The following is a 21,436-nucleotide window of genomic DNA, read 5'->3' on the forward strand; positions in this document are numbered from 1 at the left end:
TGGGACACTTACGCGAAAGCGCGAATCATCTGGTTGAGGGCACGGCTGTAGAAAGTTACTCAGAAAAGGCGGCTTTAGCCGCCGGGCTCATCCCGGAATACCGAGACCAAAGAACACGAAATCGCCCATTCCCTTGACGCCTAACTCATTGCGGATTAACCTTATAAATATGGTATTTGGCAGCAGCCTCGTCCTCCGCACCTGTCGTATGTGTTGTTGTGACCGGGTGTGCTGTCGCCTTTGCACAGTTTCGTAGACCTTTCCTGAGTCCTCGAACCCCAAGCAAAGCCGCTGCCGACGCCCACTCCTCCGAGTGGGATTTTTATTATCCAAGCTAAATTCAGCCCAAAGGATTTTCACCATGTCCACCACCCCGGCCCCCGCCGCCGTCAAAGAAACCAAAGCCCAGCGATCTGAACGACTTAAGCTCGCCAAGAATCCGTGGGAAGCGTGGGATGAGGTCCGCCAGTTCGCCAGCCAGGGTCGCGACTCCGTTCTACCCGAGTGGACCGGGCTCTACTTCAAGTGGTGGGGGGTCTACACCCAGGGCGACGGTAAGGGAGTCACCGGCGGTGCAAACGGTGAAGGCAAGGCCACCGAGTACTTCATGATGCGTGTCGGCTTGCCCAACGGCCTGCTCACCAGTCAGCAGACCCGCGTCATCGGCCAGCTTGCCATCAAATACGCCAACAATCTCGCCGACATCACCACCCGCCAGAATATCCAGCTCCACTGGCTCACCCTCTCTGGACTGGTCGATGTCGTCGATTCCCTCACCTCCGTCGGTCTCTCCCCCAAGGGAGCCTGCGGCGACGTCGTCCGCAACGTAACCGGATGCCCTCTCGCCGGCATCGATTCGCACGAGCTGCTCGACGCCTCGCCCCTCGCGGTCGAGATCGCGCATCACCTCACTGCGAATCCCGAGTTTTATAACCTCCCCCGCAAATTCAAGATCACCGTCTCCGGCTGCCCCGTCTGGTGCACCTTCCCCGAGATCAACGACGTTGCCCTCACTGCCATCAAGCGCACGATCGGTGGAGTCGAAGAGATCGGCTACACCCTTCGCGTTGGCGGCGGCCTCTCCACCGAGCCCCACATCGCCACCCGCATCCCCGCCTTCATTCCGCAGGACAAAGCCCTCGACGTCGTCACCGCCGTCGTGCGCATCTTCAAAGAGCAGACGGATCTCCGCGAGAACCGCACCCGCGCCCGCATCAAGTATCTCTTCATGCGTCACGGTTGGACCGCCGAATCGATGCTGGCTGCCATCGAGGAGAAGCTCGGCTACAAGCTCGATCCCAACCCCGTCGCCCTCGAAGACATTCCCGCCGACATCTATCGCGACCACATCGGAATCACCCCACAGCGCCAGCCCGGCCTCTCCTCGGTAGGAGCCTCGGTGCTTAACGGCCGCCTCACTGGCCAGCAGCTCATAACGCTTGCGGATCTGGCCGACAAGTACGGCAACGGCTCTCTCCGTGCGACCATCGGGCAGAATATCCTCATCGTCAACGTTCCCAACCGCGAGACCGCCGCGCTCGTCGTCGAACTCAATACTCTTGGCCTCAACGTCGACGTCTCTCCCTTCTGGCGCGGAGCCATCGCCTGCACTGGAACCGAGTTCTGCAAACTCGCCATCGCCGAGACCAAGGCCTTCAACAAGTGGCTCGTTGCCGACCTTGAAGACCGGCTCCCCGGCTTTGACCAACAGATTCGCCTCCACGTCACCGGCTGCACTAACTCCTGCGGCCAGCACTGGATCGCCGACATCGGCCTCGAAGGCAAGAAGATCAAGAAGGATGGCCAGCTGGTCGACGCCTTCTTCTTCTGCGTCGGAGGCTCCATCGGCAAGTACGCCCGGCCCGCACGCCAGCTCGGGTACCGCGCCGCCGCTACCGACGTCCCAGCGGCCATCGAGCGCCTCCTCACCGGCTACCTCGACGCCCGTACGAAAGGGGAAGATCTCCGCTCCTACTTCGACCGCACCGACGACACCACTCTTCGCGCCCAGTTGGCGGGCGAGGTCCTCGATCCGGTCGAACGCGACGCTCCTCCTGTAGGCGCAGGACGCCTCGCTCCCGGAGAATAAATCTTCCCCCAGGCCAGTTCCGCGGAAGCCACTGAATCTTTGCCCCACTAAAAGAGAACACACAGAATTTCTGTGGGTGTTCTCTTTTAGCAGCAGTTCTTTAGATAAGCGGGAAGCGCTTTTTTGGAGATCAGCAGCTCATGAAAGCTATTAACTTACCGCAGCATATTGTTGAATCAATGAGCTTAACGCGTTAGAGGCCCAGCTTCTTGACCTCATCGTTGTAGTACTTGCGGTAGAGGATGTCCCACTCCTGGGAGCCTTCGAGGATGATCTTGCGCTGCGAGGCGATCTTTTGGCGGGCAGCAGCGTCGATCTTCGTCTCCTCCGTAAGAAGCTTTTCGAGGGCCTTGCGCGCCTCCTGGCGGATCGTGTTGCGATCCTCGAGGAAGTCGCACTCCTTAATCTCCGCCAGAGTATCGGCGACGGTATGGGCGAGTTTGTTGACCTTATCGCGGGAGATTCTCACAACACCGCCTTGTACTTGCGAGCCAACTCGTTTTTGACCTTTTTGAACATCTCCGGATAGCTCGCCCCGGACTTGCGCATGTCTTCCTGAAAAGCCTCGAGGATGACCCGGACTTCGTCGTTGATACGATCCTCAAGCGAGAGTTCATCGACCATGGCGGCTGCGACGCGTTCGTCCAGGATGGCCGGCTTCTCGGTCTGAATCATCTTCTGCGCAATAAGATGCTTTATGGTCTGGCGCGCCAGATAGCCTACGTAATCTTTAGAGAAAATCATTTGACTTTAAGTCGAATATAACATGCGGATGTCGATGAGGCGACGGGGGTTCCCTACTTCCTATGGGGGCACTGGTCGCTGTTGACGCAGGATTCAGCCAGTCGCAGCCGTTCCACTGGGCGTCCCCCGACGAGGTGCTCTCGAACGATCTCCTCAACATCGCGGGGGTGCACGTTGCCGTACCAGACGGCTTGGGGATAAACAACGACCACCGGGCCATGCTCGCATTGATCCAGACAGCCTGCCTCATTCGCCCGGACTTTGTGCTTGAGTCCGGCATCTTTTATGGCGTCTTTGAACGCTGACTTCAACTTTTTGCTTCCCTGTGGAAGACAGCTTGGCCGTGAAGCGGAATCGTCTCGCTCGTTGGTGCAGATAAACAAGTGGTGCTCAAAAAGAGGCATGCTGGTTGGATTCCATGGTGTGTCGAAGGATGCACAAGGGCTCCTTTTGAAAGAGTGTCGTCCCGGCATGGTTTTTGAGACAATAGCCTTTCGATGCATCCTGACAATCTCATCTCGCTCAAAGACGACATGGTGGCCTTTATCTCCGGACACGGTATGCGAAGAATGAACGGCTACGTCTCCGACGAAGTTCCGACGGTTCTCTTTGAGGAGGAGGACCCCGACGGCTGGAAGGATTTCGTGGAGCTGGCCAAGGCCTCAGGAGCTCCGTTTGTGACCATGAGCGAGGTTGTGCTCGAAAAATCGGACATTGCCACCCTGATCGAACAGATTCGCGACCAGATGTATCCGGACGATGAATCCGCGGAGATCGAAGACGCCGAACGGCTGGTTCGTCATGTAGGCAAGATCGGTTACCTGCAAATGGGCTTTGCGCACCAGGGTGTGATGTTTCTCTTTGAGGTGGCTACGGACTGGTACGACACCTTCCAGGACCTGATGGAGACAATAACGGACCTTGGCAGGATCGTAGTAGACGACCACGAGAACGACGAGTAGGACGAGGCAGGCGTAAGAGTGGTCATCAGCCAGGCTGAGGCACAACGGGAGTGGGTGGCGCGCGGTGCCGATGAGGCCGATATCAGGCACGTGATGTCGGTGGCCGGCTGTCCTCGTGGCATCGCAAAGATACTGGTCACACGCGGTCTCGTGGATGAAGCATCGGTCAAGACGTTTTTTGCGCCCTCCCTCAGCGACCTGATCGATCCGATGAAGATGCTTGGCATGCAGCCGGCGATCGAACGCATTCGGCGTGCGGTGCAGAATTCCGAACCCATCCTGATCTATGGCGACTATGACGTGGACGGCACCACCGCGACCGTCCTGCTGAAGACCGCGATTGAGCGCAGCGCCCCCAAAGAGACCCCCGCCATTGTCAGGTATCACGTACCCCATCGCATCCGAGAGGGATATGGGATGCGCACAGCAGTGTTAGCCGATGCGGCTGCGGCAGGAATTCGCCTGGTCATCAGCGTGGACACAGGAATCCGCGCCTTTGCCGCCGCTACGGAAGCCCAGGCACTGGGCCTGGACCTGATCGTAACCGACCATCATCTGCCGGATGACGCGCAAGGCATTCCCCACGCACTCGCTGTCATTAATCCCGCGCAACCCGGCTGTGAGTATCCATTCAAGTCACTCTGTGGAGCCGCGGTGGCGTTCAAGCTGGCACACGCCATTCTGCGCGCGGCCTGTGGCAACGATGCCGACCAGGAGCGCCTGGAACGCACCCTCATCCCGTCGTTCCTCAAGCTGGCGGCGATCGCGACCATCGCCGACTCCGTCCCGCTGGAGGGTGAAAACCGGGTGATCGCAGCTTTGGGCCTGCGAGAGCTTCGCAATCCGGTACAAGCGGGGCTTCGTGCCCTGATGGAAGTCGCGCAGATTCCCACAGATCGGCCGCCCACGGCTGCAGAGGTCGGTTTTCGCATCGCGCCTCGCATCAACGCCGCTGGAAGGATGGATATCGCTGACGATGTCGTCGAGTTGTTCCTGACGCGCGATCGCGAACAGGCACGCGCCCTTGCCTCCAAACTTAACCGTTTGAATGACGATCGCAGGGCAACAGAAGCCAAAGCTCTCGAAGCGATCGACGAAAGACTTGCTGCAATGCGAAACCAGGACGGTCACTTCCCCGCCCTGTGCTTCGTGATGGACGATCCGGAGTGGCATCGAGGCGTCCTGGGGATTCTTGCCTCGCGGATCGTCGATCGTACGGGCCGCCCCGCACTGGTTTTAACGCACAACGACGGGCAGGCTCACGGTTCAGGTCGGTCCATCGCGGGATACCATCTGCTCGATGCGCTCACCTTCGTGCACGAAGAGAGTGACCTGTTTGAACGCTTTGGCGGCCATGCCCACGCTGTGGGATTTTCGCTCCCTTCGGACCGGGTGCCTTTATTACGGCAAAAGATGGAACAACACAGCTCTTCCGCACTCGTGCAGGGGATGCTGATTCCTCCGCTTGAGTTCGATGCCGAAATAGAGCTGGAAGACCTGAATGCGCATTTCTACGAATGGGTGGAAAAATGCGGTCCCTTTGGTGTGGGCAACCGTGAGCCAACATTTGTCACTCGTTCGGTTACGCTCGCTTCGGCCGTTCGCGTTATTAAAGAACGACACGTGTGCCTGGAAGTAATCTCTAGCAGTGTACGGCTCAGTGTGCTGGGCTGGAGCCGGTCGGGCACGCTGTGGACAGAGCTCTGCCAGCGCATGGAACTCGCCGCGGAGTCACGGATCGATATCGCCTACAGGCTCAAGTCCAAAAGCAATTCCTGGCACACCGGTCTTGAGCTGGAGCTGGTCGATCTTCGTCGCGCAGAACCATCAGAATGATGGAATCGACGGTATGTGCCATGGTTCATTGCACAGAAGTAATTCCTTTGCATCGCCTTAGGAGCGCAAAGCGTCTTATATACTGACCCTTCGTAATGCCAACGACAGAGACAAGACGGCTCAACCCTTACGCGGTGGCGGGAATCATTCTTGCCCTCGTTGCTATGGCGATTCTTGGAATCCGCATATTCACGCGCGATGTAGTCGACGTGCGCGCGGCAGCGGTAACCCATCAAAATTTGTTAAGCACTCTGCCCACCAATGGTCGGGTCGAGCCTATAGACCCGTTTCAGGCTCACGCGCTGGCTCCCGGGGTAGTTTCTAAGATCTACGTCCAGGTAGGGGAGAAGGTCAAAAAAGGCGACCCCTTGATCAAGATGGAGGATGCGGATGCAGTCTCCAAGCTTGCGACAGCTCATGCCAGCTTGAGCAGTGCCCAGGCCACTCTCCATGACATCCAGCAGGGTGGAACACAAGAGGAGCGGCTCTCCATGGCGGCCGATCTGAGCCGTGCCCAGCGGCAGCAGGCAGACGCAACGAAGAGCCTGGCGGCGCTCCGCCAGCTCCAGCAGAAAGGCGCGGCCTCCGTCAGCGAAGTGGCCTCCGCGGAACAAAGGCTGCAAACCGCCGATGCAAGCCTCAAAAACATTCAGCAACGCCAGACCGATCGCTACAGCGCCACCGATCGAAGCAAGGTCCAGGCTCAGATGAACGATGCTCGCGCCACAGTAGCTTCGGCGGAGAGCGCTTACGGCAATGTCAACATCCGCTCCCCCCTGGCAGGAACGGTCTATTCCATCCCGGTCACGGCCTATGATTTTGTCAATGCAGGCGAGCCCTTGATGGATGTCGCGGACCTGAATCGCATCCAGGTTCGGGCCTACTTCGATGAACCGGAGATCGGCAAGCTTGCGGTGGGGCAGGCAGTAAAGATTACCTGGGATGCCAAGCCCAATGAGACCTGGCACGGGCACATCAGCCGTGCGCCCTCGACAGTCATCGTGTACGGAACGAGAAATGTCGGCGAGTGCATTATTACGGTGGATGACGCCCAAGGTGACCTGCTGCCCAACACTAACGTAATCGTCACGGTAACAATCTCGCAGCGTTTCAACGTGCTGAGCGTTCCACGCGAATCCCTGCATACCGAGGGAACCAGTGACTATGTCTATCGCATCATCCAGGGAAAACTGGTGCGCACTCCCGTGCAGGTCGGCGTGCAGAATTTGAACCGCGTGGAGATCGTAAGCGGATTGACCGAAAAGGATACGGTAGCTCTGAATGCGACCAGCAACCGCGATCTTTCGAACGGTCTGGGTGTAAAGATCGTCGAATAGCCTATGGCCTTTCCCCTCCCCTCGCTCCATGCCCGTCTCGCTGTTCTGCTGGTCACGTTGTGCTTTTGTGCAATCCCCATGCGGGCAGACGACGCGCAGGCCGATGCCCTGCTCAAGCAGGGACGCGTGGATGATGCCGCCACCATGCTGGACCAGGTCCTTGCCGCCCAAGCTCAGGATGCCCGGGCGCATCAACTTTTGTGCCGGGTCTTCTACGCCCAGGATATGGCCGATTCGGCGATACACGAGTGCGAGCAGGCGGTCCATGACGATCCTTCCAGCAGCGACTCTCAGGTTTGGCTGGGACGTGCCTACGGCCTGAAGGCATCTCAGATCAACATGCTGAGCGCCTTTCGGGTTGCAAAGAAGGTCCACACCGCGTTCGAGCGCGCTGTGCAGCTGAATCCGGCCAATGTGCAGGCGATGAGCGACCTGGGCCAGTTCTATGTCGCGGCTCCGGGCATCGTCGGTGGAGGAGTAGACAAGGCCGAGGCGCTGGTTCCGCAGATCATGCCCCGCTCAGCCCAAAAAGCGCATCGCCTGCTGGCATTGATCGCAAAAAAGAAGAACGATATGGCAACCGCCGAGGCTGAGTACAAAAATGCAATCTCGGCTGGAAAGACTGCCGAAGCATGGGTCGATCTCGGCCAGTTCTACCAGGAGCAGTCACAGCCGGACAAAGCCGTTACTGCGCTGGAATCCAGTGTGCAAGCCAACCGAACCAGGAACTCCGCGCTCGTCGATGTCGCCAGCATCCTCACGGACATTCATCGCCGGCCCGATATGGCCGAAAAAGCTCTGCGCGAGTATCTTGCTTCTCCTGCGAAGACCGACGATGCCCCGGCCTTTAAGGTGCATCTGCAGCTTGGCGATATCCTGAAGAAACGCGGCGACACCGCCGGAGCCCAGCAGGAGTATGCTGCGGCCCTGGCCCTGGCATCTAACTTTGCTCCCGCCCACAAGGCGGTCCAGGGTGAATGAGGCGAGGCGCGTTACCATAATTCGATATGGCAGGAGTCTCCCGCAACGCATGACCTTTCTACGAAGCCTTCTGATCGCCGCGCTTTGTACCTTCGGTGTATCTTCACCGGCGACGGCCCAGATCTCGTTCGCGACCGCGATCGATCTTGCCCTCAAGAACAGCCCAAGGGTATTGGGGGCACAGGCTGAGGTCGACAAGGCGCGCGAGGTGCTTATTGAGACAAAAGATGTCTATGTGCCCTCCCTAAGCTTAGGCTCCGGTTTGGGTTACACCTATGGCTTTCCCTTTGGAGCGCCCTCTCTCTTCAACATCACCATTCAGTCACTCCTCTACGATCAGTCTCAAAAGAATTACATTCACGCTGCGCGCGCAGGACTTGAAGCCGCAAATCACAATCTTCAGAATGTACGGCAGCAAATCATGGAAGATGCTGCGACAACCTACATCTCTCTGGACGCCGACTTTGAGCGCACGCGAGCTGGTGGAGAGGAGTCAAGCTTCGCTACTGAACTTATCAGGATCGTTCAGCAGCGATTCGATGCAGGACAAGACACCCAGATCGAACTCACACGGGCGAAGCTCACTGCCGCGAACCTTCGACTTCGCGGAATTCAACTTGAAGATGATTTCAACAACCAGCGCGATCACCTCGCCGTCCTGACCGGCCTCCCTGCCGATGGTCTGACAACGGATCATGCCAGCATTCCGGCGTTTCAATCGTTCGATCGGAAATCCACCCCGGACACCGTTCTGCCTGAATCGATTCAGGGTGCGTACTCGATCGCCCAATCTAAATTGCAGATGGCATTTGGCGACTCGCGCAAGATGTATCGCCCGCAGATTGGCCTCGGAGTGCAGTACAGCCGCCTGGCCAGCTTCAACAATTATGCGGACTACTATCGAGAAGGAAGTTTCAACAACTACAACAATCTCCAGATTGGTCTCCAGTTCACTCTTCCCCTCTTCGACAAGTCCAAGCGCGCTAAGGCTCGCGAATCCCTCGCCGAAGCGCGTCGTAGCCTCTATGAGGCAGACCAGGCGCGCAATCAGTTCCTCGAGGGCCGCCGCAGGAGTAACAATTCCATCCGAATGCTTCAGGCGCGCACGGAGGTCGCTTCTCTACAGCGGGAACTTGCGGAGAACCAGATTGACGTAGTTCGCATTCAGCTTCGAGACGGAACTTCTGGCGGCCCGCCGACGACCCCCAAAGAAGAGCAGAACGCACGCATCCAGGAGCGCGCCCGCTATCTTGATTATCTGGACGCCGATCTCCAGCTCCGTCAAACGCAAATTAACCTTTTGCGCACAAATGGCCAGCTCGAAGACTGGTTGAAATCGGCATCACAATCCACGGCCCCGACTGCATCTAAGCCCTAATGAACTGGAAGGCGATCGCCGTCGTCGTCATCATGCTTCTCCTCGTGATCACTGCTGCGGGATTCGTGCGCGACTCGCGTGTAGAGACCGACTTTCCGGCCATCCGCGCCAAATCTTCCGAAGCCGATGTACGCCGAATCATGGGGGATCCGAAGGAGATTCAACATTCCTGCGATGCCTATGGGACCGCTGTCACGCCGGACTGTAACCACGTCTTTATCTACCGCTCCATCTTCTACCCTCTCCGCAACAAATACTGGCTCGTCTTCTTCGATGAAAACAATCAGGTTACAGCCACATCGAGCCAGCAGTAACCACGGGAGAAACCCCGCAAACAGGTTCCCCAGGGTGGTTACCGAATGGTAAAATTGAACCTAAGATCATGCCCCTCAAGACACTGTTCCTAAACCCGCCCTCCTTTGAGAACTTTGACGGCGGCGCCAGCTCACGCTGGCCCGCGACCCGCGAGATCGAATCCTACTGGTACCCGGTATGGCTCGCCTATCCCGCCGGCATGCTCGAGGGCTCAAAGCTGCTCGATGCTCCGCCGCATCATGTTTCAGCCGAGGAGACCATCGAGATCGCTAAGGGGTATGAGTTCCTCGTACTCTTCACCTCGACGGTGGGCTGGAGCGGCGATCATGCCCTTGCTCAGGCCATCAAGAAGGTCAATCCATCCATTCGGATCGCCTTCGTAGGCCCGCCTGTCACGACCGATCCCGACCGCGCCCTCAACGAGTGCAATGTCATCGACTTCGTCTGCCGCCGCGAGTTCGACTTCTCCGTCGTCGAGTACGCCAACGGCAAGCCGCTGAACGAGATCCTCGGTATCAGTTACAAGGACGCATCCGGCGTCATCCAGCACAACCCCGACCGTCCACAAGTCGAGGATCTGGACGCCATGCCCTGGGCCACCAAGATCTACAAGCGCGACATGGACGTCACCCGCTACAACGTGCCGTTCCTGCTGCACCCCTACATCGCGCTCTACTCCACCCGCGGCTGCCCAGCGCAGTGCACCTTCTGCCTCTGGCCGCAGACACTCTCAGGTCACGCGTGGCGCAAACGCTCCAGCGACGACGTTGCCGCTGAGATGAAGTGGGCCAAGGAGAACTTCCCGCACGTCAAGGAGTTCTTCTTCGACGACGACACCTTCAACATCCAGAAGGCCCGCACCATCGAGCTCTGCGCCAAGCTCAAGCCCCTCGGCATCACCTGGTCCTGCACCTCGCGCGTCACCACCGACCGCGACACCCTCAAGGCCATGAAGGAAGCCGGCTGCCGCCTTCTGATCGTCGGCTTTGAGTCCGGCGACCCGCAGATCCTCAAAAACATCAAGAAGGGCGCAACCGTCGAGCGCGCCCGTGACTTCGTCAAGGACTGCCACGACCTTGGCCTCATCATCCATGCCGACTTCATCCTTGGACTTCCCGGCGAGACCAAGGAGTCGATCTGGAACACGATCAACTTCGCCAAGACGCTCGACTGCGAGACCATCCAGGTCTCCGTCGCCCATGCCTACCCGGGCACCGAGTTTTATGACTTCGCCGCGAAGAACAACTTCATCACCAACGAGAACATGGAAGACGGCGGCGGTCATCAGATGGCGCACATCGAGTACCCCGGCCTACCCACCGAGTACGTGATGGAGATGGTGCACAAGTTCTATGACGAATATTATTTCCGTCCCAAGGCTGCGGCCCGCGTCGTCTGGAAGGCGATAGTCAACCGCGACGTTCCCCGTCTCTACGTCGAAGCAAAATCCTTCATGAAGCTGCGTGCCCAGCGCAACAAAGCTGCACGCGCAAAGAAAGAAGAGAACGCACTCAAGGCGCAGGAATCCGTCAGCATGAATGCGTAAACTTACTCTAATAAGGGAATGGGCAGCTGGTTTTAACTAGCTGCCCATTCTTCTTTTACGGACTTTTAACGCCCTTTGCGATTCAACTGGTAAGCACACCTAATTGACGCGAGGATTGATGGTCCGTCTTCCATTTGCTGCTCTAATCTTTTTTTCCTTAGCCGCCCATCTATCCGCACAGAATTTGCCGGATCCACCATCGCCTGCCGCACCTGAAGTTGTGCAGCCCTCCCCCACCTCTCCATCTTTCTTCCGTCGATTGGCGGCAGCCTATCGCGAAGATTGGTCACCATCAGCCGCTTCCTCTTCAGAGGCTCCAGAGCGTCGTGGCTTCCCGGCTCCACTCGACTCCCCTCCTTTTCCCAGCACAGACTATTCCGTTGGCGGCACGCCAATCATTGGCGCCCCAGACACACAGTCCTACATGCTCATGCAAGCCATCAACGGCAATCGTAGCCGCACAAAAGTCTACGGATGGTTCAATGGGGGATTCAATGTCAGCACTTCAAATAAGGGAGATGGTGCAAACGCCCCCGCAGCGTATTACTACAACCCCGACCGCGTCACTCCTGATCAGGAGGTGCTCTACATCGAACGTCTTCCCAACAGTGTTGGGAGCGAGCACATTGACTATGGTTTTCGCTTGGCTACTATTTATGGTCAGGACTATCGATTCACCACAAGCAAAGGGGTCTTCTCGCAACAACTTCTGGCGCGTAATCACGAATACGGCTTTGACCCTGTAATGTTCTACCTGGACATCTACGTGCCGAACGTTGCGAAAGGAATGAACATCCGCATAGGACGGTATATCTCCCCTCCCGATATCGAAGCACAGCTCGCGCCCAACAACTACACCTACTCACACTCAATCCTCTACGCCATCGACCCCTACACGCAGACCGGCCTTATCGCCAGTATTAAACTCTCCGGCCACTGGCTGCTTCAGGCGGGCATCTCGAGCGGGAATGATGTAGCTCCGTGGACGAAAGATGCAACTCCTACCGGAACCGCCTGCGTAAATTACACATGGAGAACCGGCGGAGATGCGTTGTATGTCTGCGCGAACTCGTTCAACAAAGGAAAGTATGCCTATAACAACGTCCAGCCCTACTACACGACCTGGTATCACAAGATCAATTCAAAGTGGCACACCGACACAGAGTTCTGGTACATGTACGAGCGGGACGTTCCGAACATAGCGGGAAATGTCGCCAACCCTTTGCCAACGGAAACTGGCGCGAATGGAGCCTATTGCTCTGCAGGAAGACTCACCTGCTTTGCACCTGCTGACGCAGTCGTAAATTACGTTGAAGACAAGATTGACTCCCATAACTACGTCTCCATTCGCAACGAATTCGTGGACGATATTCGTGGCCAGCGCACCGGCTATGCGACGAAATACACCGAGCACCTGATCGGCTACGGCCACTGGATCGGTTCTACAGTCCTCTTTCGCCCAGAACTCCGCCTGGAACACTCTTACAACCGTGCCGCTTACGACCTTGGAACGAAGAAGACACAATTCATCGTCGCCGGCGATGTCACCTATCACTTTTAGCGTCTAAGGGCAGTTGGTCACGAATCAGCTGCCTCTTTTCTTTGCCCTTCACACCATGAAAGCATTTCGAACTACAGTCGAGCTGTTGGTCATTTCAAGGTGAGGGATCTTCTTCATGTCCAATGCGGATCAAAGCATCACCGCGACAGAGGAATCAGAGCTTCTCGAAATCATCCAGCGGTGGGCAAAGGCCGTTCGCGATCAGGACTTCGAAGCCATTCGCGCACATCACGACCCCGGCATCCTTATGTTCGACGTTCCCCCGCCCTTCCTCTCTCGCGGAATCGACGCCTATATGGAGACCTGGCAGCTGTTCTATAAATTCGCTCCCACGCCCGTTAAATTCGATTTCGACGACATTCAGATCCACGCAGACGACAAAGTCGCCTTTGCTACCGCCATCGGACACTGCCGAAATATCGAGCCTGACGGACAGATCGTCCCGCTCGACTTCCGCCTTACTATGGGATTTCGCAAGATGGACGGCCGCTGGCTTATCGTCCATGAGCATCATTCACTGCCTGCCAAGTAGCGGCTTATACTACGGCGTGAACGCCGCTTTGACCAACGCTCTGTGTTCTTCCAGTAACACTTGGCCTTCCGGTAAAATCTCTCGTTCGTTCTTACACGGAATGAACCGAGTGATACAGTCAAGGCGAAAATCCATCAATTTAGCTCGCTCAGAGACATCTCCGTCTGGCGAATAGGTAACGACTAGGCCACGTTTATCTGCTGTGATCGCGCTGCGCCGATATATTCTCGATATCTCTGTGTCATATTCATATCCGGGCCAAGTGTATCTGGAAAAATCTGCCGCCTCCCGAGACCTAACGACAAGCTCCTGCCCAAGGATAGTTCCGGGAGTAAACCAATCGCGAACCGGCAACCTGACCATTTCCTCAAAGCTTTTCGATGTCACGATACCCTTTTCCACTGTGAATCCCGCCGAGATTACTGCAAACCGAAGTCCAACGTTGTCGGCGATTCGTGGCATCCAGTTCATCACTCCGATATCTGGATAGCCCCAAAACCAACCTGTCAGACTGTGGTCGATCTGTATCCCGTACTCGCATTTTTCAGAAGTGCACAAATCGGCTGAGTAGCGAAAACCCCACTTTTTTCTCAGCGCCTCTGCATCGGTCCACGAACTCTTCGACACCTCTAATGCTTGAATATCGGCGAGCAATCTTTCGCCACGCCAACGCAACAACCATTGGTTGCCCCCACTCCAGATCCAGGCGGCAACCAGAAGAATGAACACCGCGAATAAGACGCGGCGAAACCATGTAGAGATGGATTTCATTTCCGGAAGTAGAACACGATCCTCGTTTCCACAGGCGGTTAATCTTTAGCCTCGAGCGCATGTATCTCATGCCTATAACTGCATCCGCTTTCGATGACTGCTTAATGCTGTCATCGAAAGTACCCCCGCGAACGGCCCCAGCGCCAAAGGAAGAAAGCTCCAGCGCCATCCAATATGCTCCGCGAGCGCTGCCGTCGTACGGATAGAGACCAACGTCAGTGCAAAACCAAGTCCCAGTTGCAGTGCCAGCGCCGTGCCGACATAGCTCGGATCGCTCAGCTCAGTCGCCATCGCCGAGAACTGTGCCGAATCGCCGATCACGGTAACGCCCCACACACATGCAACCACCACAAAAAGCCATAGAGGGCCATCGAAGAAGATCCCGATGCTCATGGCGCATGCGCCCGAAAGCGTCATCATCAATCCTGCAGCAAACGTGCGGCTCGTACGATCGGCAAGCACACCGCCCAGTACCGCTCCCACCGATCCCGAAGCGATCACTCCGAACGTTATCAGAGATGCAGTCTTCACTCCGGTCACTCCCATATGGGGAGAGGCGGCGCGAACGTACGCCAGCAACCATCCCCACATCGCATACAGCTCCCACATGTGCCCGAAGTAGCCAAGGTTGGCCAGCAGCAGCGATCGGTTCCTCATCACCGCTCCCATGCGCCGCAGATCGAACACTGCCCTGCTAAAGGGAAATGGGCCTTCCAAAGCAAAGATCCACAACACACCGCCACCCGCCAAAGTACAGGCAGAGGCGACCACCACCACTGCCCTCCAATCCACACGATCCGTCAAAAAGCGCACCAGGTGCGGAGAGGCAGACCCCAGCGTCAACGCTGCGATGACAAAGCCGAGCGCTACTCCCCGGCCTCGTACGAACCACGTGGAGACCAGCTTCAGGGCCGGAGGATAAACTCCCGCAAGTGCCACGCCGGTAACAAAGCGGGCAGCAAGCAGAGCGGTCGTAGAGGGAGCCCAAAGCAGGCTCAGATTCGCCGCCGCCGCCAGAAGAGCGCTGATCCCCATCAGCTGGCGAAGGGGCACAAGATCGGGGAGACAGACCAGGCTCGACAACAAGGCACCGGTGACGAAGCCAAGTTGTACCGCGTTCGTCAGCCACGAAACCTGTGCCGCCGACAGATGCCATACCTGGATAAGTTCCGGCGTAATCGCAGTTGCCGAGAACCACGTCGTCATACACAGCACCACACCCGTGCAGATCAACCCCAGCATGCGAAGGTGCATTGGGTCGACAGCCCCTTCATCAGTCAACCTTCGATCCTGCACGAGTTCCCGGTCCTCCCCAAAAGGCGATACTCAGTTCTAACATCCGGGTTTCCGCCACAAGGCAACCAGGGGGAGAAGCTTTCTACCTCCCGCGCAAACTCATAGCCGTATACTACGGCGGGGATCACGTCCTCCACTTGAAAGGAACTCAAGATATGCGCTCTACCTCTCAAATCCTTATGTTTGCCTCGATCGCCTGTCTGCTCACCGGTCCAGTCCGGGCCCAGGAATCCCCTGAAACCAACCGCAAGGTCGCAGGCGGAGGCATCACGGTAAAAGGTTGGGAAGGCAAAGTCGACGCCGATGCCGAGAAGGCCGGTCAAACCGTGAAAGACGCTAAGTTGTCGGAGGAGGGCAAGACCCTCGAGGTCACCACCGGCCCAGCCATCACCTACTGGAATCCGAAGAACATGGCCAAAGGCGACTACACCGTCTCCGCCACCTTCAACGAGCCGAAGTTTCAGAACCTCAACACCCACCCGCATCCCTACGGAATCGTCATCGCGGGCAACGGCCTCGGCACCGCTGACCAGAGCTACATCTACTGCGCCGCCTATGGCAACGGTAACTTCATCGTCCGAGGCTTCGGCCCCGAGCCCTTCCAGCTCAACGGCCGACGCGAAGCCAACGATGCCGTACACAAGGCTGCAGGCGTAGGCGAGCCCGTCACCCAGGAGATCGCCATGCAGGTCAAAGGCGACAAGGTCTCCTGCATCATCAACGGCACCGTCGTCAAGACACTTGAGAAGGCGGACCTGGTCACCGCCGGTAAGCTCAAATCCACCGATGGCATCTATGGCATCCGCTTCGCCCACAACACGGATGCGACAGTCAGCAATCTCAAGATCACAAAGCCTTGAGATCCCATCATTCGCAGCCTTCTGCTTTTTGGGAACCGCGGAAATAGCTAATAAAACACTTTAACTATCCCGATTAAACGTCGGAAACAAAGAGGCCGAAACAGGGGCCTCTTTGTTCGTTTAACCTCCAACCAAAATATTCCCTGCCAGCGAAGCATTTAACCCCTTGAAGACATCCCGGTGACAAACGGCTGAACCTCCCGGTTATATCGTGATCCTGCAATAAGTGGCTGAACGATAAGCCAGAGATAAATCCCTGTTGGTAGCACCGGAGAACTCCATATGGCTTCCTTCCCCAAGTTGTTTCTTGCAGGTTCCGGCCTCGTCCTCTGTCTCGGGCTGGTCTCCTGCAGCGGTTCCTCTAAACCTCCTGCCGATTTCATGCTCTCCTCCAACCCCGGAACCGTCTCGCTCGTTCCCGGCGGCCCAGCTCAGCAGATCAGCGTCAATGCCACGCCGGCAAACGGCTTTACCGGCATGGTCGCAGTAGCGATCAGCGGCTTGCCCAGCGGAGTCACCGCGCAGCCCGCTTCCCTCACCCTCACACCCGGAACCGCCCAGAACGTCGCCATATCCGCAGCCCCCGCCACCGCCGCCGGCAGCGCGACACTAACGCTTACCGGAACCTCGGGAGCCCTCTCGCATACTTCTTCCGTAACGACGACCATCGCTGCTCCCCCGCCGGATTTCACCCTCTCAGTAGCTCCGACGTCGCTCACGATTACGGCGGGCACATCAGGCTCGCAGGTCAGTCTGACCGCCACACCCGTGAACGCTTTTTCAGGAAATGTGACCGTCTCCATTACAGGTCTGCCAGCCGGAGTCACCGCAAATCCCGCAACCCTCAGCCTCGCCCCTGGAGTTGCACAAAGCACCACCCTGAGCGCAATCGTGACCACGCCAGCAGGAGCGTCCACTCTCACCTTCACCGGAACCTCCGGAAGCCTGACCCACAACTCCGCGCTTGCATTGACCGTTCTGTCCGCCGCAATGACAAACGCTCCCGACGTCACCACCTATCATTACGACCTCGCGAGGACCGGCCTTAACTCTAAGGAGACGATTCTCACGTCTGCCAACGTAAATTCCACCCAGTTCGGCAAAGTCGCCTTCTACAACATGGATGGAAAGGTCGATGCCCAGCCGCTCTATCTCGCCAATGTGCCCATCAACAACAAGTTTCACAACGTGATCTATGCCGCGAGCGAACACGGCACCCTGTATGCCTTCGACGCGGACGACAACACCCTGCTCTGGCAGCTCTCTCTTCTAGGTACCGGCGAACCCCCCAGCGACGACCACGGCTGCTCGCAGATCAGCCCCGAAATCGGAATCAGCGCCACTCCAGTTATCGATCGCAAGCAGGGTCCCAATGGAACCATCTTCGCCGTCGGAACCAGCAAGGACGCAAGTGGCGGCTATCATCACCGCCTGCACGCGCTTGATCTCACCACCGGAGCAGAGATCGGTAGCCCAACCGAAGTCACAGCCAGTTTTCCTGGAACCGGCGATAACACGCAGAACGGCAACGTTGTCTTCGATCCCGCGCAATACGCAGAACGATCGGCGCTCTTGCTGCTGAACGGAACCATCTACACCGGCTGGACCTCCCACTGTGACCGAGGACTCTACACCGGCTGGATCATCGGCTACAGCGAGTCCACCCTCCAGCAGACACAGTTGCTGAACGTGACACCAAATGGCCGCATGGGCTCCGTCTGGGGGAGCGGCAATGGCATGGCCGCGGACAGCAACGGTTTTCTCTATGTTCTCGACGCCAACGGTACCTTCGACACCACCCTCGACAACAACGGATTCCCCTCAAAGGGTGACTTCGGCAACGCCATGCTGAAGCTCTCCACCGCAAATGGCAAACTGACGGTTGCCGACTACTTCAACATGTACAACACGCAATCATTGTCGAGTCAGGATCTCGATCTGGGATCGGGCGGACCGCTCCTTCTGCCAGACCAGACAGATTCACACGGGACAGTGCATCACCTCATCGTCGGGGCAGGAAAGGACAAGAACATCTACCTTGCCGACCGCGACAATCTGGGCAAGTTCAACCCGGCTACAAATCCGGCGGATAACAACATCTACCAGGAGCTGGTGGGCGCCAACCTGGGCCTGGCCTACTCGTCGCCGGCCTATTTCAATGGAGTTCTTTATTACTCCGCAGACGGCGACATGTTGAAGGCATACCCCATGGTCGACGCAAAGATGTCTACGACGCCCACAAGCGTATCGCCAACCAAATTCTCACACCCGGGACCCACACCAACCATCTCGGCCAATGACACGCAGAACGGAATCGTCTGGGCACTGGACTCAAATACATCCGGTCCCGCCATTCTCCATGCCTATGATCCCACCAATCTCGCCAACGAACTCTACAACAGCAATCAGGCCCCGAACGGGCGCGACGCCTTTGGAAATGGAAACAAGTTCATTACCCCAATGATCGTCAACGGCAAAGTTTACATCGGAACGCCAACCGGCGTTGCGGTCTTCGGTCAGTTGTCCCACTGATCGAAGCCTCTGAGTCCGGCTGACAAAACGTCAGCCGGACTTTTTTTGGTCTCGGCCCGAGTGAAGCTCGCATCTAAACAATCTTTCAGGTTCATAAAAACGAGTTGGGATGCCTTATCGCCTCGAACGAACGACCTTCATTCCACGAGCACGAGAGGAAGTCTTTGCCTTCTTTTCAGACGCCGGAAATCTTCAACTCCTCACCCCACCGTCTCTGAACTTTCGTATCCTAACTCCCCAACCCATTCCAATGAAAGAGGGCACCCTCATCGAGTACAAAATTGGACTCTTTGGGATTCCCCTACACTGGCGTACCCGCATCGAAACCTTCGAACCGATCTCGCTCTTTGTCGACATCCAGCTCAGTGGACCCTATCGCCTGTGGCGCCATCGCCACGAGTTCGACTCCGTGCCTGGAGGCACAGAGATGCGAGACCGCGTGGATTACGCTCTTCCTTTTGGTCTGTTGGGATCGATGGTCCGATGGCTCCTGGTCCGCCGCACGCTCGATCGCATCTTCGATTACCGTACCGAAGCCATCGAGAAGATCTTTGGAAAATCATCAGCCGGCTCACGCTGAGGCAATCACTGCCGCCTGTCTTCTCTTCTCGCGCCCTGCACGTGCCTCATGATTTTGATACCTTTAATCCAGACTGCGTGTCGTCTCTTTTGGAGATGCCGTGCGGTAACCATCGCATGAAGCACGCCCTCAGACCCTCGCAGTACGCCATCCTCATCACTATCATGCTCACCGCATCCGTAGGAGACACCCTCCTCTCCCGCGGCATGGCCCAGGTCGGTCAGGTCGATCTTCATCACCTCGCACTTCTCTGGCACGCCCTCTTCAACCCCTTCGTGATCTCAGGAATCGTCCTGCTCATCGGATTCTTCGCCAGCTATATGACCGCGCTTAGCTGGGCGGATCTCACCTTCGTCATGCCCGCCACCGCGTTCGGCTACGTCGTCGTCGCCCTGCTCAGCCGCTTCTGGCTGCACGAGCATCTTTCACTCTATCGCTGGACCGGAATCTTCCTCATCGTCTGTGCCGTCGGCTTCGTCGCCGGAGGCCCCTCCCGCACTGAAGATCCCGAGTCTCATCACGAGCTCGACCTGATGGACTCCGGAGCCGGACGCTGATGACCGCAACCGCTTCTGTCCTCCGCACTTGGTCCGCCATCGGCGGAGTCGCCGCTCTCGCCATCGCAGGCGAAGTCCTGATTGCTGCTGCCATGCGCGAACTGGGCGACCTCGATCGTATTCGCGAACGCAGCGGACAACAGGGACTCCGCAGCTACATCGCTCCCATCCGTGCCATACTCTCCAGCCCCATGTTCCTCGTCGGGGCATTCTGCATGGCCTTCAATTTCTTCGCCATGCTGTGGGCGCTCTCCATCATCGATCTCTCGCTCGCCGCGCCCGCCATCGCCTCGCTCACCTACATCGGCAACGCCATCGCCGCCAAGCTCTTCCTCGGCGAAAACGTCGACCGCCGCCGCTGGCTCGCCGTCCTCTTCGTCTGCATCGGCGTCATCCTCATCTCTCACTAAGAGAACCGCTGAACTTCTCATCTCTCATAGAGGACCGCCTGAACATCGAAGGATGCCTGGCGGATCCTCAAATCATCCCCCACAACCGCCAATACTCCCACGACTGAGCAGCAATGTATTCCTACAATCGGCCAGTCAGTACCCCACAATCGACCAGTCGATCCCCCCACAATCGTCATTCCGAGCGGAGCGCAGCGGAGTCGAGGAATCCCTGTATTTTGCCTATGCCACCCAAACCTCCCGGGGCATCGGCACACTCAAGCAAATCGCTCCGAACCAAGCCGCAACCGCATTAGAAGTGAAATTCACTTTTGGTATCGATGCACCTACATCCGGTTTAATACAGGTGTTAGACTTCTGCCCATGAGGTCGCTCTTGCGAAACCAGGGTCCATTGCAGTTGCTATGGCTGGCCGGCCTCTCGAACGCGATCGTAACGGTCACTGTCTTTACGCTTGCCCTTTCTAAGTGGCATTTACACGGCCATCCAATTCCTTCTTCCATCACCTTTCGCGGAATCGTACTCATCCTTCTGGCTGCCATCGCAGGCATCATGACCGAATCCGCCCTCCGGAACGGAATAAAATCCAAAAGCTGGTCCGACGCTCAACTCGTACTCCCTCGCCGGGTAGCCTCGCATCCTGTCGTGTGGATATGGGCCGGAGCATTATTCGCCTTCATGTTCTTTTACGGAATCGTCACCTCTTTGAGAAACTCGGCGCTCGGCACCCTTGTCCTCCCCGCGTTGCTTAGCCTGATACGCGTTAGCTCCATCCTCCAAGAGAGACAGGAGAATGGAGATGCCCCCTCTTCTTTAAATCTTTATCCAGATAAGCCCCTTCGTTCCGGCAACTGGGGTCGCTGATCATACCCTGTATTTCGCCTGTATCACCCAAACCGCCCAAGGCATCCGCACTCATGCAAATCACTCCGAACCAAGCCTCCGCTGCTGCGAAATCAGGGTAAGAGATTACTGACAAGAAGCCGATTCCTCGCTCTAGTGCTTGTGCAGGTTACTCCTGAGGTTCTTCCAGACCGGTTGCACAGGGTCCGAAGCTAGCATTGACCTGCGAACCCCACAAAAATCCAGCGCTTCGGCAGTGGAGCGTTACTCAAGGTGATGCTGTGCTGCAACCCGCTCGAAAATTCT

21 protein-coding genes are annotated in these 21,436 nt (G+C 57.2%); 17 read left to right on the plus strand and 4 right to left on the minus strand.

The window, feature by feature from the left end:
- Positions 1-361: 361 nt before the first annotated feature.
- On the plus strand, positions 362-2,089 hold the full coding sequence (gene cobG / locus AC5S26_RS24810) for a precorrin-3B synthase (protein WP_494187642.1): 1,728 nt from the start codon (positions 362-364) through the stop codon (positions 2,087-2,089).
- A 193-nt stretch (positions 2,090-2,282) separates the two neighbouring features.
- Here cobG and AC5S26_RS24815 read toward each other — a convergent pair whose 3' ends face one another.
- A complete protein-coding gene (locus AC5S26_RS24815; RefSeq protein WP_494187643.1) occupies positions 2,283-2,558 on the minus strand; it encodes a DUF507 family protein in 276 nt (91 codons plus the stop codon).
- Entirely contained in the window at positions 2,555-2,833 is a 279-nt protein-coding gene (locus AC5S26_RS24820; protein ID WP_494187644.1) for a DUF507 family protein, read from the minus strand. Before AC5S26_RS24820 ends, AC5S26_RS24815 begins: the two co-directional genes overlap by 4 nt.
- Before the next feature lie 62 nt (positions 2,834-2,895).
- Between AC5S26_RS24820 and AC5S26_RS24825 the strand changes: the two genes are divergently transcribed.
- From AC5S26_RS24825 to AC5S26_RS24870, 10 genes are all read left to right on the plus strand, one after another.
- On the plus strand, positions 2,896-3,138 hold the full coding sequence (locus AC5S26_RS24825) for a hypothetical protein (RefSeq protein ID WP_494187645.1): 243 nt from the start codon (positions 2,896-2,898) through the stop codon (positions 3,136-3,138).
- Between the two features lie 192 nt (positions 3,139-3,330).
- Positions 3,331-3,795 (plus strand): hypothetical protein, encoded by a 465-nt coding sequence (locus AC5S26_RS24830; protein WP_494187646.1) that lies wholly within the window; start codon positions 3,331-3,333, stop codon positions 3,793-3,795.
- A gap of 18 nt (positions 3,796-3,813) precedes the next feature.
- Positions 3,814-5,631 carry a single-stranded-DNA-specific exonuclease RecJ gene (recJ, locus tag AC5S26_RS24835; RefSeq protein WP_494187647.1) on the plus strand — a complete coding sequence of 606 codons (1,818 nt, stop codon included), beginning with the start codon at positions 3,814-3,816 and terminating at the stop codon, positions 5,629-5,631.
- A gap of 95 nt (positions 5,632-5,726) precedes the next feature.
- Entirely contained in the window at positions 5,727-6,968 is a 1,242-nt protein-coding gene (locus AC5S26_RS24840; RefSeq protein ID WP_494187648.1) for an efflux RND transporter periplasmic adaptor subunit, read from the plus strand.
- Between the two features lie 3 nt (positions 6,969-6,971).
- On the plus strand, positions 6,972-7,949 hold the full coding sequence (locus AC5S26_RS24845) for a tetratricopeptide repeat protein (RefSeq protein ID WP_494187649.1): 978 nt from the start codon (positions 6,972-6,974) through the stop codon (positions 7,947-7,949).
- Positions 7,950-7,998: 49 nt separating this feature from the next.
- Positions 7,999-9,327, plus strand: a complete 1,329-nt coding sequence (locus AC5S26_RS24850; RefSeq protein ID WP_494187650.1) for a TolC family protein — start codon at positions 7,999-8,001, stop codon at positions 9,325-9,327.
- Positions 9,327-9,641 carry a hypothetical protein gene (locus AC5S26_RS24855; RefSeq protein ID WP_494187651.1) on the plus strand — a complete coding sequence of 105 codons (315 nt, stop codon included), beginning with the start codon at positions 9,327-9,329 and terminating at the stop codon, positions 9,639-9,641. The genes AC5S26_RS24850 and AC5S26_RS24855 overlap by 1 nt, the downstream gene beginning before the upstream one ends.
- A 68-nt stretch (positions 9,642-9,709) precedes the next feature.
- Positions 9,710-11,188: a hopanoid biosynthesis associated radical SAM protein HpnJ gene (gene hpnJ / locus AC5S26_RS24860; protein ID WP_494187652.1), complete on the plus strand. Its 1,479-nt coding sequence runs from the start codon at positions 9,710-9,712 to the stop codon at positions 11,186-11,188.
- A 118-nt stretch (positions 11,189-11,306) separates the two neighbouring features.
- Positions 11,307-12,749, plus strand: coding sequence for an outer membrane beta-barrel protein (locus AC5S26_RS24865; RefSeq protein ID WP_494187653.1), 1,443 nt, complete (start codon positions 11,307-11,309; stop codon positions 12,747-12,749).
- Between the two features lie 115 nt (positions 12,750-12,864).
- On the plus strand, positions 12,865-13,281 hold the full coding sequence (locus tag AC5S26_RS24870; protein WP_494187654.1) for a YybH family protein: 417 nt from the start codon (positions 12,865-12,867) through the stop codon (positions 13,279-13,281).
- Positions 13,282-13,290: 9 nt separating this feature from the next.
- Here AC5S26_RS24870 and AC5S26_RS24875 read toward each other — a convergent pair whose 3' ends face one another.
- Both AC5S26_RS24875 and AC5S26_RS24880 read right to left on the minus strand, forming a co-directional pair.
- Complete coding sequence (locus tag AC5S26_RS24875; RefSeq protein WP_494187655.1) at positions 13,291-14,052, minus strand: hypothetical protein; 762 nt, start codon at positions 14,050-14,052, stop codon at positions 13,291-13,293.
- 72 nt (positions 14,053-14,124) lie between these two features.
- Positions 14,125-15,333, minus strand: coding sequence for an MFS transporter (locus tag AC5S26_RS24880; protein ID WP_494187656.1), 1,209 nt, complete (start codon positions 15,331-15,333; stop codon positions 14,125-14,127).
- A 170-nt stretch (positions 15,334-15,503) separates the two neighbouring features.
- Between AC5S26_RS24880 and AC5S26_RS24885 the strand changes: the two genes are divergently transcribed.
- From AC5S26_RS24885 to AC5S26_RS24910, 6 genes are all read left to right on the plus strand, one after another.
- On the plus strand, positions 15,504-16,208 hold the full coding sequence (locus tag AC5S26_RS24885; RefSeq protein ID WP_494187657.1) for a hypothetical protein: 705 nt from the start codon (positions 15,504-15,506) through the stop codon (positions 16,206-16,208).
- A 282-nt stretch (positions 16,209-16,490) separates the two neighbouring features.
- Entirely contained in the window at positions 16,491-18,740 is a 2,250-nt protein-coding gene (locus AC5S26_RS24890; protein WP_494187658.1) for a hypothetical protein, read from the plus strand.
- Positions 18,741-18,849: 109 nt separating this feature from the next.
- Positions 18,850-19,320, plus strand: coding sequence for an SRPBCC family protein (locus AC5S26_RS24895; RefSeq protein WP_494187659.1), 471 nt, complete (start codon positions 18,850-18,852; stop codon positions 19,318-19,320).
- Positions 19,321-19,436: 116 nt separating this feature from the next.
- Positions 19,437-19,877, plus strand: a complete 441-nt coding sequence (locus AC5S26_RS24900) for an EamA family transporter (RefSeq protein ID WP_494187660.1) — start codon at positions 19,437-19,439, stop codon at positions 19,875-19,877.
- Complete coding sequence (locus AC5S26_RS24905; protein WP_494187661.1) at positions 19,877-20,287, plus strand: EamA family transporter; 411 nt, start codon at positions 19,877-19,879, stop codon at positions 20,285-20,287. The genes AC5S26_RS24900 and AC5S26_RS24905 overlap by 1 nt, the downstream gene beginning before the upstream one ends.
- A 375-nt stretch (positions 20,288-20,662) precedes the next feature.
- On the plus strand, positions 20,663-21,151 hold the full coding sequence (locus tag AC5S26_RS24910) for a hypothetical protein (RefSeq protein WP_494187662.1): 489 nt from the start codon (positions 20,663-20,665) through the stop codon (positions 21,149-21,151).
- The last annotated feature ends 285 nt before the right edge of the window (positions 21,152-21,436 follow it).

Source organism: Edaphobacter sp. FHG110511_03, assembly GCF_059115365.1.

What these genes read in the sequence shown, in the direction of transcription:
- AC5S26_RS24830 (WP_494187646.1), top strand. Translation starts at nt 3,331, where the DNA reads ATGCATCCTGACAATCTCATCTCGCTCAAAGACGACATGGTGGCCTTT.
- AC5S26_RS24875 (WP_494187655.1), bottom strand. Translation starts at nt 14,052, where the DNA reads ATGAAATCCATCTCTACATGGTTTCGCCGCGTCTTATTCGCGGTGTTC.
- AC5S26_RS24885 (WP_494187657.1), top strand. Translation starts at nt 15,504, where the DNA reads ATGCGCTCTACCTCTCAAATCCTTATGTTTGCCTCGATCGCCTGTCTG.
- AC5S26_RS24855 (WP_494187651.1), top strand. Translation starts at nt 9,327, where the DNA reads ATGAACTGGAAGGCGATCGCCGTCGTCGTCATCATGCTTCTCCTCGTG.
- AC5S26_RS24825 (WP_494187645.1), top strand. Translation starts at nt 2,896, where the DNA reads ATGGGGGCACTGGTCGCTGTTGACGCAGGATTCAGCCAGTCGCAGCCG.
- hpnJ (WP_494187652.1), top strand. Translation starts at nt 9,710, where the DNA reads ATGCCCCTCAAGACACTGTTCCTAAACCCGCCCTCCTTTGAGAACTTT.
- AC5S26_RS24865 (WP_494187653.1), top strand. Translation starts at nt 11,307, where the DNA reads ATGGTCCGTCTTCCATTTGCTGCTCTAATCTTTTTTTCCTTAGCCGCC.
- AC5S26_RS24895 (WP_494187659.1), top strand. Translation starts at nt 18,850, where the DNA reads ATGCCTTATCGCCTCGAACGAACGACCTTCATTCCACGAGCACGAGAG.
- cobG (WP_494187642.1), top strand. Translation starts at nt 362, where the DNA reads ATGTCCACCACCCCGGCCCCCGCCGCCGTCAAAGAAACCAAAGCCCAG.
- AC5S26_RS24845 (WP_494187649.1), top strand. Translation starts at nt 6,972, where the DNA reads ATGGCCTTTCCCCTCCCCTCGCTCCATGCCCGTCTCGCTGTTCTGCTG.
- AC5S26_RS24840 (WP_494187648.1), top strand. Translation starts at nt 5,727, where the DNA reads ATGCCAACGACAGAGACAAGACGGCTCAACCCTTACGCGGTGGCGGGA.
- AC5S26_RS24900 (WP_494187660.1), top strand. Translation starts at nt 19,437, where the DNA reads ATGAAGCACGCCCTCAGACCCTCGCAGTACGCCATCCTCATCACTATC.
- AC5S26_RS24820 (WP_494187644.1), bottom strand. Translation starts at nt 2,833, where the DNA reads ATGATTTTCTCTAAAGATTACGTAGGCTATCTGGCGCGCCAGACCATA.
- AC5S26_RS24890 (WP_494187658.1), top strand. Translation starts at nt 16,491, where the DNA reads ATGGCTTCCTTCCCCAAGTTGTTTCTTGCAGGTTCCGGCCTCGTCCTC.
- AC5S26_RS24870 (WP_494187654.1), top strand. Translation starts at nt 12,865, where the DNA reads ATGTCCAATGCGGATCAAAGCATCACCGCGACAGAGGAATCAGAGCTT.
- AC5S26_RS24850 (WP_494187650.1), top strand. Translation starts at nt 7,999, where the DNA reads ATGACCTTTCTACGAAGCCTTCTGATCGCCGCGCTTTGTACCTTCGGT.
- AC5S26_RS24905 (WP_494187661.1), top strand. Translation starts at nt 19,877, where the DNA reads ATGACCGCAACCGCTTCTGTCCTCCGCACTTGGTCCGCCATCGGCGGA.